At 49.2% G+C, this 12,354-nt stretch carries 11 protein-coding genes and 1 riboswitch; of the genes, 5 read left to right on the top strand and 6 right to left on the bottom strand.

Features of this window, described 5'->3' with window-relative positions:
* The first annotated feature begins 154 nt into the window (after positions 1-154).
* Positions 155-359, top strand: a riboswitch (cobalamin riboswitch).
* 92 nt (positions 360-451) lie between these two features.
* A complete protein-coding gene (locus ACI4N7_RS02520; RefSeq protein ID WP_439731796.1) occupies positions 452-2,359 on the top strand; it encodes a TonB-dependent receptor plug domain-containing protein in 1,908 nt (635 codons plus the stop codon).
* Positions 2,360-2,407: 48 nt separating this feature from the next.
* Here ACI4N7_RS02520 and ACI4N7_RS02515 read toward each other — a convergent pair whose 3' ends face one another.
* Complete coding sequence (locus ACI4N7_RS02515) at positions 2,408-3,040, bottom strand: flavodoxin family protein (RefSeq protein WP_439731795.1); 633 nt, start codon at positions 3,038-3,040, stop codon at positions 2,408-2,410.
* 373 nt (positions 3,041-3,413) lie between these two features.
* Between ACI4N7_RS02515 and uraA the strand changes: the two genes are divergently transcribed.
* Positions 3,414-4,679, top strand: a complete 1,266-nt coding sequence (gene uraA, locus ACI4N7_RS02510) for a uracil permease (protein WP_439731794.1) — start codon at positions 3,414-3,416, stop codon at positions 4,677-4,679.
* A gap of 175 nt (positions 4,680-4,854) precedes the next feature.
* Here uraA and ACI4N7_RS02505 read toward each other — a convergent pair whose 3' ends face one another.
* The gene (locus ACI4N7_RS02505; RefSeq protein ID WP_439731793.1) at positions 4,855-5,202 is read right to left on the bottom strand and encodes a TM2 domain-containing protein; all 348 of its coding nucleotides are present in this window, start codon (positions 5,200-5,202) and stop codon (positions 4,855-4,857) included.
* 12 nt (positions 5,203-5,214) lie between these two features.
* Positions 5,215-5,400 (bottom strand): hypothetical protein, encoded by a 186-nt coding sequence (locus ACI4N7_RS02500; RefSeq protein ID WP_439731792.1) that lies wholly within the window; start codon positions 5,398-5,400, stop codon positions 5,215-5,217.
* A 139-nt stretch (positions 5,401-5,539) separates the two neighbouring features.
* On the opposite strand from ACI4N7_RS02500, the gene ACI4N7_RS02495 reads away from it, so the two are divergent.
* On the top strand, positions 5,540-6,244 hold the full coding sequence (locus tag ACI4N7_RS02495; protein WP_439731791.1) for a Bax inhibitor-1/YccA family protein: 705 nt from the start codon (positions 5,540-5,542) through the stop codon (positions 6,242-6,244).
* Positions 6,245-6,292: 48 nt separating this feature from the next.
* On the opposite strand, the gene ACI4N7_RS02490 is transcribed toward ACI4N7_RS02495, so the two are convergent.
* From ACI4N7_RS02490 to ACI4N7_RS02480, 3 genes are all read right to left on the bottom strand, one after another.
* Positions 6,293-7,741: a TrkH family potassium uptake protein gene (locus ACI4N7_RS02490; RefSeq protein ID WP_439731790.1), complete on the bottom strand. Its 1,449-nt coding sequence runs from the start codon at positions 7,739-7,741 to the stop codon at positions 6,293-6,295.
* Between the two features lies 1 nt (position 7,742).
* Positions 7,743-9,089, bottom strand: coding sequence for a Trk system potassium transporter TrkA (gene trkA, locus ACI4N7_RS02485; protein ID WP_439731798.1), 1,347 nt, complete (start codon positions 9,087-9,089; stop codon positions 7,743-7,745).
* Between the two features lie 158 nt (positions 9,090-9,247).
* Positions 9,248-10,132 carry a LysR family transcriptional regulator gene (locus tag ACI4N7_RS02480; protein ID WP_439731789.1) on the bottom strand — a complete coding sequence of 295 codons (885 nt, stop codon included), beginning with the start codon at positions 10,130-10,132 and terminating at the stop codon, positions 9,248-9,250.
* Positions 10,133-10,338: 206 nt separating this feature from the next.
* On the opposite strand from ACI4N7_RS02480, the gene ACI4N7_RS02475 reads away from it, so the two are divergent.
* Positions 10,339-11,328, top strand: coding sequence for an AEC family transporter (locus ACI4N7_RS02475; RefSeq protein WP_439731788.1), 990 nt, complete (start codon positions 10,339-10,341; stop codon positions 11,326-11,328).
* 61 nt (positions 11,329-11,389) lie between these two features.
* A complete protein-coding gene (locus tag ACI4N7_RS02470; protein ID WP_439731787.1) occupies positions 11,390-11,956 on the top strand; it encodes a flavin reductase family protein in 567 nt (188 codons plus the stop codon).
* Positions 11,957-12,354: the final 398 nt, after the last annotated feature.

Genomic DNA, 12,354 nt, shown 5'->3' with positions numbered 1-12,354 from the left:
TATCAGTTTTCAGATAAAAATATCAGATAGATTATAACATAAATGAGAAAGATTATTTAAATAATTAAAAAATAGTTTACAAATCCTAATATTTATGTATAATAGGTAAGTAGAATTATTAAAGATTCATAATGGTTCGCTTCCGGACAGAAAAAAGGTTTGTGATGGGTAAGCTGTTCATTCATAGACCTGGACATGCCGGCTGCGATGAAAAGAGAAGTGCGGTAAGGGGAAACCCGATTCCGCCACGGTCCCGCCGCTGTGAAGCAGAGGGGATTTCAAAAAGTCACTGGGAAACCGGGAAGACGAAATCCCTGATGAAGCTGAGTCAGAAGAACTGCCTTATGAATGATAATCTGCCGTTAGGAAAGACGAGGATACGATGTATATCTCCCTCTGGCCGGCGGTATGGTTTCTTACGCCCGAATCAGGGAATGAGGGAGGAATTATTATGAATAAGAAAATTTTAGCAGCGTCACTGGCAGTGGTTACAATTTCCGGCGGCGCTTTTTCAGTGGAAGCAGCGGAAACACCGGTGTATACCCTGGATGGCATCGTAGTCACTGCCAGCCGTGTACCGGAAAAGAAGATCGATTCCAATGCCGATGTGTCTGTGGTGACAGCTAAGGAAATCGAGGAAAAGCACTATGACGATGTAAGCCAGGCTATTCGTCATGTACCGGGTGTGATGGTAGGAAATCAAGGGGCATCCGGACAGACCAGCTTTACCAATCCACTCCTCATTAATGGGTCTAGCAATGTTGTGGTTATGGTAGACGGCATGCGTGTGAATACAAATGGTACCATGGGTGGTCATGCTCCAATAGCTACATTAAATAATATGAATGGGATTGACCACATTGAAGTCTTAAAAGGGGCAGCGTCTACTCTGTATGGTTCAGATGCACAGGGAGGCGTTATTAATATCATTACAAAGAAACCGGAAGAAGGTACTGTTAAGTCTAAAGTTACCGTTTCCCGCTCCAGTTATGATGGGGAAAAATACAGCATCTACAATGAAGGGGAAAAAGATGGTTTTTTCTGGGCTGTCAATGCACAGAAGGAACTTATGGGAGAATATAAAGATGGCTGGGGACGACATGTAATCAACCATTTGAATAGTAAATCCTATGGCGTCAAGCTGGGATATGACTTTGGAAATGATAATAACGTGGTTTTTAATTACCAGAAATATGATGGGAAATACACTCGTCCTGACTATGGAACGAATGATAAGACAGCAGACTTAGGAAAACGGGATACAGATAGAATCAGTCTGCAGTATAACTCCAGAATCAACCAGCGTCTCACAAATCGTTTTTCTGTTTATAGAAACAGAAACCATATTAATGACGATTATAATAATGCAGGAACAAGCGGCATAACAGATCTTCATATGAAGACTACCGGTATTTCTGATCAGATGGTATATCGTATGGATCACCATACAATTACCGGTGGTATTGACTGGTACGAAGATGAAATTCCTACATATCTTGCAACTTTGTATGATGCATCATGGAGACCTTATTACGGGCATTCAGCAATGGAAGGCCATTCGGTAACAAATACAGGTTATTATATACAGGATAAATGGGATATTAATGACCATTGGAATGTGACACCGGGGATCCGTTTTGACCACAACAGTCAGTACGGGAATCATACATCTCCCAGTCTTACTATTGGATATAAAGCTGATGAAGCGACAAATTACTATATCAGTTACAAAAAATTCTTCCGAGCTCCAAGCTTATTAGAGTTATACTATCCTGGTGGTGGAAATCCGAATCTGGATCCTGAAACCGGATATACAGTGGAATTAGGAGCGGCACATAAATTTAATGATACTCTTTCCGGAACACTCAGTGTATATCGCCAGTGGGCAGATAACCAGATTACATGGATCGGAAGCGGGTATACAAATACAGGAAAGATGATTAATACCGGCGTGAATGCTTCATTGAATAAAGACTTTGGGGCTCATGTTACTGCTACATTGGGGTACAGTTATATTCATGCCGATACAAATAATCTTAATATTTCCTATCTGCCAAAGCATGAGTTGAACATTGGCGTTGACTATCATAATGCTAACTTTAAGGCTTCTGTCTGGGGTCGAGGAATTATTGACAGATATACATCTTCCGGACATCCTGCTATGAAAGACTATTCCAGTTTCTGGGTATGGGATTTTAACGCGGATTATGAAATCACAAAGGGAGTATCTGTCTTTGCTAAAGTAAATAACATTTTCGATCAGTTCTACACAGATATTGGAGCTTCTTATGATCCCTATGGTACCTGGTATTCTGCTCCGGGACGCAATTTTGAAATCGGCGTGCAGTATCAGTTCTAACCACAAAAATCCCCGCGGCGCTGCCGCAGGGATTTTTCATTTCTATTTTCAATATTTGTCCTGAATGAAATGGGTGGGAATCCATTCTTCCTGTACCGGTTTTTTGATTCCTTCCTTTTCTCCGGCTTTCATGCATTTCAGAATCCAGGCCATATTGCGGGCCAGGGTACGCATAGTCTGCAGGCCCTCCTTGTCTTTCAGGGCGTCTTCTCTGGTGAAGCCGTGAATCTGGTTCCAGTACTGGGAAGCAGGAACGATCATATTATTCATGAGGAAGTACTTGTTCATCCGGTCGAAGGCTGCCGTAGCGCCGCCACGGCGGCAGCTGACTACTGCAGCAGCGGTTTTCCCTGCCATGCGGTTACCGGCGGCATAGAAAAGGCGGTCCATGAAAGCGGTGGTCTGTCCATTGGGGCCGCCGTAGTAGACGGGGGAACCGAAGATCAGGCCGTCCCATTCATCCAGCCGGTCAATGACCTTGTTCACAGAGTCTTTGTCCTGTACGCAGCGTCCATGGGATGCACAGTAATTGCAGGCAATACAGCCGGTGATCGGCTCCCGTCCGATCTGGAGCATTTCGGATTCTATCCCTTCTTCTCCCAGAGTGCGGGCAATTTCATCCAGGGCTGTGTATACGCAGCCTCTCCGATGGGGACTTCCATTAATCAGTAATACTTTCATAGAACCTCCTCTTCTGCTTTCGGGGAAAGAAGGATTTCCTTTCCCCAGACAGGTATGACTTCTTTTTCCATTATACGCTGAAGGGGGCGGTTTTTATAAGTACTTACTTTTATGAAAGCGGCGGCTCCGCTTCGGCTTTCCTGCTCTGCCGAAGATTTTCCTGTGCAGGCGTACCTCTTTTTATTTAAAAACAGGCAGGAAATCTGATTCTGCGGAGGAATTCATGCTTCCTTAAATTTACCTTGCATTTCCCTTTCAAAAAGAATAAAATGGGAGAGATGAAAATTTTACAGTGATTCAGGAAGGAGGGTCTTCGGCGGTAACAGAAGCCTTCCTTTTTTCTGAGTCTTTTTTCCGGGAGGAATGTGAATAAATGAGCAAACGCATTATTGAAGTGGAAGAACGGCTTCCGATTCTGCCCACGATTCCCCTGAGCCTGCAGCATCTCTTTGCCATGTTCGGCTCAACGGTACTGGTTCCTTTTCTGTTAAATGTGGATCCGGCTACCTGTCTTTTCATGAACGGCATAGGAACGCTTCTGTACCTGGCCATCTGCAAATGGAAGCTTCCTGCGTACCTGGGTTCTTCCTTTGCCTTCATTTCGCCGGTGCTGGCGGTTACCTCCACGGCAGGCATGTCCTACGCCGATGCCCAGGGAGGCTTCATTGCCTTTGGTCTCTGCTTTATTTTCCTGGCCTTTCTGGTCAAGAAAGCGGGGGTACACTGGATTGACGTGCTTTTCCCGCCGGCTGCTATGGGTGCTATTGTAGCGATTATCGGGCTGGAGCTGGCACCGCTGGCCATGACCATGTCGGGCTTTATCGGTGAACCTCAGGGCATGTCCTCCACCACGGCTATCACCATTTCCATGTTCACTCTGGTAGTGACCATTCTGGCTACTGTACTGGGACGAGGCTTTATTTCTATTATTCCGATCCTCATCGGCGTTATTGCAGGCTACATTCTCTCCGTATTCATGGGCGTGGTGGATTTCCACCATGTAGAAGAAATGCCCTGGGTGGCATTCCCTACCTTCTATGCTCCTCATTTCAATCTGTCTGCCATTATGATGATTCTGCCGGCTGTATTCGTTGTTTTTGCGGAGCACCTGGGCCATCTTTTCGTTACCAGCGATATTGTGGGAAGAAATTTGATCAAGGATCCAGGACTGCACCGTTCTCTTTTTGCCGACGGTCTGTCCAATATCATTTCCGGCTTTGTGGGCTCCACACCGAATACCACCTACGGTGAAAACATGGGGGTTATGGCGATGACCGGCGTATACAGTACCTGGGTCATTGCAGGGGCAGCCATATTTGCCATCATCTTCTCCTTCATCGGAAAAATTGCCGCTCTCATTCATGCCATCCCCACCCCGGTTATGGGCGGTGTATGTATCCTTCTCTTCGGATTCATCGCTGCTTCCGGTATCCGTATGCTGATTGAAAAGAAAGTGGACTATACCAAGTCCAGAAACCTGATCCTCACCGCTGTCACCATGATTTCCGGTCTCTCCGGCGCCACCATCGTGGTAGGCCCGGTACAGCTGAAGGGCATGGGTCTGGCTACCGTAGTAGCTATGATTATTTCCATCTGCTTCCTGATTTTTGATAAGACCCATATGTCAAACAATGAATAATCTGCTGCGGCACATGCACGATGCATCTGTATGCCGCCATGCCTGCTGAAAACATCCCGCCTTATGGCGGGATGTGATATAATGCACATAGACATCGTGATTGACCGGAAAAAGCCGGCCGGATATGCTGTGATTCAGCATTCCCGGTCGGCTTTTTTCGTGTTGTATTTCTTATTCATAAGTCATATGTATCCGAGGCAGGCGGGGCGGGATAGAGCTGCACTGCCTCTTTCATGCACTCCAGCAGGATTTCCTTGTTCTTTCTCTTCACCATGCCGGACATGCGGAAGAGGTCCACGATCCACCAGATTTCTCCGATGATGCAGAAGCAGAGGAGCCAGAGAAGGATATTTTTGAAGGGGTGGCCCAGGTAGAAGTAGTAGACACCGAAAAGGATCCACAGGATGTAGGCGGTGGATTTCTTTTTCTCCCGAGCAGTATACAGGGTAAGTGCATAGTCTTTCTGCCTGTCGGAGAGCTGGTTCAGCAGGGCGATGTCTTCGCTGTCAAGTGTGGAATCCATGTTTTTCCTCCTTTAGAAAAGACGCTGCTTTAATTTCATGGCTTTCCATTTGGAGAGGGCCTGGCGGGCTTCTTCAGGAGCGGTATCTGTCAGGCGTATATTCCCTTTCATCCTTTCCTTCATGGGAACGGACGGGTCGATGTAGGGCTCAAAGGTTTTGTAAAGATTCATTTTTGTGATTTCCTCTGAAATATCCATAGGAGCCTCCTTTGGAACTACTTTTTCTTTTCTCTATTTTACCATAGAATTTTCCGGGGAGCAGGTTTTCCTGTTGGCATATGTGATACAATAATAATACAACCATATTGAATATTCTCTGTTAGAAAGGAGTCTTTCTATGTATGATGAATTGACAGCAGAACGGGAGAAAAGTATTTCCATTAATATGCCCGGTCTCATGAAGGATGTCTATGCCTGGATGGCCATCGCCCTGGTGGTGACAGGCTTCAGCGCCTATTTTGTGGCGGATAACGCCCTGCTCCGCGGACTCTTTATGGGGAGCCGCACCGGCACTCTGGTGCTCATCGTGGCTACTTTTGCCCTGGTATGGCGTTTGTCTTCGGCCATGGGCAAGATGTCCCTGAAAACGGCGGCGGTGATGTTTCTGGTGTATTCTGTGCTGAACGGCATTACTCTGTCGGCAGTTTTCCTCACCTATACCCTTTCTTCCATTGGCGGGGTGTTCTTTATGACAGCCGGTACCTTTGGAATTATGTCGGTATACGGGTATGTAACCAAGGCTGATCTTTCCAAAATGGGAAATATGTGTCTCATGGGGCTTTTCGGCATTATTCTGGCTACGGTTCTGGGCTTTTTCTTTGAAAGCACCCTGCTGCAGATGCTGATTTCCTATGCAGGCATTCTTATTTTTACAGGCCTGACCATTTATGATACCCAGTCCATCAAACGGCTGGCTCTTACCTATCATTCCCGGGCTACGGACGAGGGACAGAAAATTGCCATCATGGGCGCCCTCACTCTCTATCTGGATTTCATTAATATTTTCATTTACCTGCTCCGTCTTTTCGGAGACAGAAAATAAGGAAATGGAAAAGCGCGGAGCAAAAGCTCCGCGCTTTTTTGATGTCTGTTACCAGCCGCTCTTTTTCCAGAAGGAGGGAATGAAGATAGCCAGAAGAGTAATGGATTCCAGTCGTCCGAAGAGCATGGACAGGCAGACAATGATTTTACTGAAGTCCGGCAGCGCCGCATAGGTGCAGGTGGCGCCGAACTGACCGAAGGCGGGACCCGCATTGCTCATGGTAGAAAAGGCAAGGCCCAGGGCATCCATGAAAGCAATGCCGTCAAGCATCATTCCTGCTGCCCACAGAGCGGACAGGGCCATATAAATGAAAAAGAAGGCCAGCACCTGGAGCACCGTATTCCTGGAGAACCGCTCCCTCCCCACGGTCATGTGAAACACGGCCCGTGGGTGCATGTGCAGTTTCAGAAGGGCGGAAAAGCATTTGAAAAGGAGAATCAGGCGGATGACTTTCAGCCCGCCTGCGGTGGATCCGCCGCAGCCGCCTGCGATGATGAGAAGCAGGAGGATGAATTTGGCGAAGGAAGGCCACTGGTCAAAATCGGCGGAAACAAATCCGGTGGTGGAGGAAAGAGAGGCAGACTGGAAAAGGGCTTCCCGCAGGGATTCCGCAAAGGGCATGCGGGCCTGCAGAACCAAAGATAGAGTGATAAGAAGAGCGGCACCGGCCACCATGAGGAGGTAGACCCGGAATTCCGTATCCTGCCGGATGACATGAAATCCCCGTTTCCAGGCATCCACATAGATGCCGAAATTGGCACTGGAGATAACCATAAAGAAGATGACGATCAGTTCCAGGGAAAGGCTGTGATAATAGGCAATGCTTTCATTTCTGGTGGAGAAGCCGCCGGTAGCGATAGTGGAAAAGGCATGATCCACTGCTTCCAGAAATCCCATGCCCCAGAGCATATAAGCGGTAGCGGCAGCGGCGGTGAAGCAGACATACACTGTAAACAGGGCCAGGGCCGTTTCCCTGATGCGGGGGAGGGGCTTAGAGGAAGTAGGCCCTGTGCTTTCTGCGTTCACCATTTTTGTACTGCCCCTTCCGGCCTGCGGAAAAAGGGCCACGAAAATGACGATAATGCCCAGGCCTCCCAGCCAGTGGGTCATGGCCCGGAAGAAGAGAAGAGAGGGCGGCAGGACGGTAAGGTCATTGATGACCGTAGCACCGGTGCCGGTAAGGCCGGAAATGCTTTCCACAAGCCCGTCAAGGGGCGAAAGCGTGCCGGAGAGAATATAGGGGACGGCATAGAGCAGGGAAACAGAAAGCCAGCTCAGTGCTGTAATGGCAGTTCCCTCTCTTGGGGTAAGGCTTGCATTGGGAGAAATCTCCTTTTTTCTGAGAAGAAGAAAAAGCATGAGAGAAAAAAGGGCAGGCAGGAAAAAAGAAAGCACCGGTCCTTCATAGTACAGGGAAAGGAAAAGAGGGAGAAGAAGCACGGCGCCGGCGCCCAGAAGGATACGGGCCAGCATGGATTGGACAAGATGCCTGTTCATATCAGTTCCTGCCTTTGAAGAAGGAAATCACATTTTTGGCCTGGTCTGCCTCTACGATCAGGATGACACTGTCACCGGCGGAAAGAATGGAATGGCCATCAGGCACATAGGCCCTGCCGTCCCGGACATAGGCACCTACCAGACAGGACGGGGGAAGGCCTGCTTTCATCAGGGGAATGCCTTCAATAGCAGAACCCTGAGGAATCTTGATTTCGATGGCCTGCACGCGGGCTCCCTCCAGAAGAGAAACGGACACGACATTCCCGCTTCTGACAAAGCCCAGTACTTCACCGGCGGCCAGAAGGCGGGTGGAGAGGACGATATCAATCCCTACCTGCTGCATAAGGGGAATGTATTCCGTGCGGGTGACCTGCACTATGGTCTGTCCGGCTCCCAGATGGCGGGCCAGAAGGGCCATCATCAGATTCAGCCGTTCATCTCGGGTGGTGCAGATGACCGTATCCGCTTCCGATACACCTTCCTGGGTGAGAAGGTCGATATCGGTACCGTCACCACAGAGGACCATGCCTTTCTTCAGCTGGTATGCCATCTGCTGGCAGCGCTCCTCATCCCGGTCTATGACTTTGACGGAGATGCCCTGGGCTTCCAGCATGGGAGCCAGGGCCTGGCCGGTGCGTCCGGCGCCGATGATAAAGGCTTTTTTCGTCTTACGCTGGTACTTGGCCTGGCTGTGGGAGGAAATCCGGGCAAGGGAGTCCGGATTTCCGATAAAGTATACATTGTCCAAAGGGAGAATACGGTCACTGCCGTGAGGGATGATCATGCGGTGATCCCGCAGAATCAGGGCGGCCAGCACAGAAGGCGGAAGGGTGATGTCCTTCAGCTTCCGGTGGGCCAGCGAAGAGCGGGGACTGATTTTCATTTCCAGAAGCCGTACCCTGCCGTTGGCGAAATCTTCCACATTGATGGCGGAAGGCGTCATGATGAGACGGCTGATTTCACGAGCGGTAATGAGTTCCGGACTCAAAACCAGGTCGATGTCGAAATTGCTTCTGATGTAATCCGGAGGCTCCGAGAGAAATTTGGGATCCCGGATGCGGGCGATGGTATGTGGAATCCTGTTCTTTTTTGCCAGGATGCAGGCGATGATGTTCACTTCATCCATGGCGGTCACTGCCACCACCAGATCACTGCCGGATACATCCCGGCTCCGCATGAAGGAAGGACTTGTGCCGTCAGCCTGTATGGTGAGCACATCCAGATCATTTCTGACAGATTCCAGTTTTTCCGCGTCCGAATCCACCACCACTACATCACAGCCTTCATTGGACAGAAGCTCGGAAATGATGTAGCCCAGGTGGCCGGCGCCAATGACGATAATGCGCATAGAACGGCTCCTTTGAAAGGAATTCATAAATATATGCTGCTTCCTATTGTATCATGGATGAACATGCAGTGAGCCGGCGGCTGGAAGAACCGTCAAACCGAAGGGCCCTCAGGCTCTTCGGGCCGGTTGGATGCTGCTTTTTCCTTCTCCTTTACACCTTATTTCCTTCCCAGTTCTTTATGCAGACAGAGCAGAAACCGTACCATGCCCTTGGAAAGCTGGTGGCCTTTAAGGCAGAAGACGGTGATGGCCTGATGGAAGGAAGTGCGCAGGGGTCTGATAGCAAGGCCCTGGGGAATGGTTTCCCAGGGGGCCCACATGACGATGGCGGCGGCAAGGCCGGCACGGGCCATCTGGATTGCGGAAGACCGGGCATCCACGGAAGCCAGTATACGGGGATGAATGCCTGCCTGCAGGAAAAACTGCTTGACCATGTCTTCCGTACTTCGGCTTACGGCAAGGGCCTGGTGCTGCAGATCTTCCGCCGACAGGGGATCTTTCGCGGAAAAAAGAGGATTTTCCTTCTGCCCGATGACTGCCAGGGAGGACATTTCCTGATGGATAATATGAAAGAGAGAGGGGTCGGGCAGAGGAGCATTGGTAATGCCCAGCTCGGAAACGCCTCGGCGCACCTCTTCGGCCAGGGGAATCTGGTAGGACTCCCGCAGGCGGAAGGTCATGTTGCTGTACTGCCGGTGAAATGGGCGGATTCCTTTTTCTATGATTATGGGTGTCAGAGAAGGGGACAGAGATATATGGAGCGTACCGGTAAAACCCTCTTCCAGCGTAGCGATTTCAGAACGGGCAGTACTGTCCGCTTCGCAGATCTGGCGTGCCTGGCGGTACAGGATCCATCCGGCTTCCGTCAGTTCCAGCACATGCCTGCCTTTTCTCGGCTTTACCAGTACCGCTCCGTACTCTTTTTCCAGTACCTGCAGCTGTCTGGTCAGGGCGGGCTGGGCGACATGGATTTCTTTGGCTGCCCTGTTCATTCCGCCGGCTTCCACCATAGCAATAAAATTTCTGTAGAAATCAAGATTCATAGGCCATCACCTTATATAAGGAATGAATATATATTATAACGAAATTGAATAAGTTAAATCATAAAACTATATTATTATTATAGGGCAGAAAAGGATATACTGTAAAGGAAAGATGAAAGACAGGACATTTTCGGGCCCGGTTTTGAAGAGTCCTTGACGGCAGGTTCCTGTGGAAATACAGCTTTATGATGCACAGGGAATCAAACATGGGGCTGGAACCGCCCGATTATCCCGCCATTTCACTGAAAGGAATCATTATGGACGCTATTTTACAAGGATTATCCGGTATATTTGAAGTGGTCCTCATTGCAGGACTCGGTTTTTATCTGGCACGGAGCGGCTGGCTCTGGAAAACGGCAGGGAAAGATCTGACCCGCATGACCATGACCGTAGCACTGCCGCCGCTGATGGTGTATTCCCTGAAATCCAATTTCACTCATGACCAGCTGATTCGTACGGCACCGGACCTGCTGCTTCCCTTTGCCTCCATCTTCGTGGCCTATCTGGCGGGTCGGCTCTGGGCAGCCATACTTCATATTTCTCCAGGGCGCCGGGGTGTTTTTACCTGCACCTGCTGCATAGCCAATGCCATTTTCATCGGACTTCCGGTGAATGTGGCTCTCTTTGGAGAAAAAAGCGTGCCCTCCGCCATGCTCTACTATATTGCCAATACCGCCATGTTCTGGGGGCTGGGAGCCTACCTTATCGTTAAAGATGCAGGCGGCGGGAAGACCTTTACCTTCTGGGAAATGATGAAGAAGCTCCGGACACCGCCGCTCATGGGATTTCTGGCGGGAGTGCTCCTTGTGCTGCTGGATATTCCGATTCCCTCCTTTGCCCTGACTGCCTGCCGTTACGTGGGAAATATGGCGACTCCTATGGCTCTTATGGTTATCGGTATCCAGATGAGCGGGATTCCCCTGTCAAAAATTCATTGGGATAGGGACCTGGCAGGTGCCATGGCAGGCCGTTTTATCCTTTCGCCCCTCTGCCTGTACCTTCTTCTGCCTCTGATTCCCGTGAGCCCCATGTCGGCCCATGTATTTCTTCTCCAGGCCGGCATGCCTGCCATGACAAACATGACGATTCTGGCTGCTTCTGTGGGAGCTGACGCCGATTATTCCACCACCATCAACTGCATCTCACTGCTGCTGGGGATCTTTTTCATCCCATTCTATATGTTTCTTTTTTCATAGACGGAAATGGTACAATGAAAACAGGAGAGATATTGTATTGTTTCGATAAGGAGGTTTTCTTATGAAAAAAGGATTGAAACCGGCATCCTGGATTTATCCCCAGCCTGCGATTGTGATCGCCACCTGGGATAAGGAAGGCCATGCAGATGCCATGGTAGCCGCCTGGGCAGGCATTTATGATACGGATAAAATCGGCATTATGCTGGATCATCGTCATAAAACCATGGAAAACATTAAAGAAACAGGAGCTTTTACCGTCAGCATGTCTACTGCAGAAACCATGGCGGAGTCCGACTATTTCGGCACTGTTTCTGCCAATACGGTGGAAGATAAAATAGGAAAAGCAGGCTTCCACATTGTGAAAAGCGAATATGTCAATGCGCCGGTGATTGATGAATACCCCTTTACCTTTGAATGTAAAGTGGAAAAGCTTATTCCCGAGGGAGAAGATTTCCATGTCGTAGGAGATATCGTCCATATCCTGGCAGACGAATCCATTCTGACCAATGGAAAACCGGATCCTGCCAAGCTGCATCCCCTGGTTTTCGACGGCGTTAACGGCACCTATTTGGAAACCGGCAAAGTTCTGGGCAGAGCATGGAGAGAAGGAAGAAAGTTCGTAAAGTAGCGATGGAACGGAGTCACCGGCAGGACAGCCGGTGACTCGTTTGAGGATACAGGGATACAGGTTTAAAGAACTTGGCAGATTCAAAAGATGGCGGCGGTTTCGCCGCCATTTCTATTGGTGCAAACAGGTACCATGCGTGAGCATAAATGCTCTCGGATCTGCCACATAGGGACAGGCCCTTCGGGAATACCGCCGCTCCGCCGCAAATGAATCAAAAAATATTTCAAAAACCCTGTTGACACAAACCGGCATCCATGATATCATCATACCTGTCGCCGCGAGAGCGGCGGCCCCGATGAAGTTCTTCCAAAAACCACTTCAAAAAAGTGCTTGACAGGATGTAACGATTCGTGGTATGATAATCAAGTCGCTTGAAGAGCGATGATTCTTTGAAAACT

Origin of the sequence: Dialister sp., assembly GCF_051885895.1 — a bacterium.
In the GTDB taxonomy this organism is placed as follows: domain Bacteria; phylum Bacillota; class Negativicutes; order Veillonellales; family Dialisteraceae; genus Dialister.
The sequence above is the reverse complement of the archived record's forward strand: the minus strand, read 5'-3'. Positions and strand labels throughout refer to the sequence as shown.

Excerpts from the sequence above, each read along its gene's own strand:
- ACI4N7_RS02495 (WP_439731791.1), top strand. The coding sequence starts at position 5,540 with ATGTATGATGAATTGACAGCAGAACGGGAGAAAAGTATTTCCATTAAT.
- ACI4N7_RS02520 (WP_439731796.1), top strand. The coding sequence starts at position 452 with ATGAATAAGAAAATTTTAGCAGCGTCACTGGCAGTGGTTACAATTTCC.
- ACI4N7_RS02475 (WP_439731788.1), top strand. The coding sequence starts at position 10,339 with ATGGGGCTGGAACCGCCCGATTATCCCGCCATTTCACTGAAAGGAATC.
- ACI4N7_RS02505 (WP_439731793.1), bottom strand. The coding sequence starts at position 5,202 with ATGGATTCCACACTTGACAGCGAAGACATCGCCCTGCTGAACCAGCTC.
- ACI4N7_RS02500 (WP_439731792.1), bottom strand. The coding sequence starts at position 5,400 with ATGGATATTTCAGAGGAAATCACAAAAATGAATCTTTACAAAACCTTT.
- ACI4N7_RS02490 (WP_439731790.1), bottom strand. The coding sequence starts at position 7,741 with ATGAACAGGCATCTTGTCCAATCCATGCTGGCCCGTATCCTTCTGGGC.
- ACI4N7_RS02470 (WP_439731787.1), top strand. The coding sequence starts at position 11,390 with ATGAAAAAAGGATTGAAACCGGCATCCTGGATTTATCCCCAGCCTGCG.
- uraA (WP_439731794.1), top strand. The coding sequence starts at position 3,414 with ATGAGCAAACGCATTATTGAAGTGGAAGAACGGCTTCCGATTCTGCCC.
- ACI4N7_RS02480 (WP_439731789.1), bottom strand. The coding sequence starts at position 10,132 with ATGAATCTTGATTTCTACAGAAATTTTATTGCTATGGTGGAAGCCGGC.
- trkA (WP_439731798.1), bottom strand. The coding sequence starts at position 9,089 with ATGCGCATTATCGTCATTGGCGCCGGCCACCTGGGCTACATCATTTCC.
- ACI4N7_RS02515 (WP_439731795.1), bottom strand. The coding sequence starts at position 3,040 with ATGAAAGTATTACTGATTAATGGAAGTCCCCATCGGAGAGGCTGCGTA.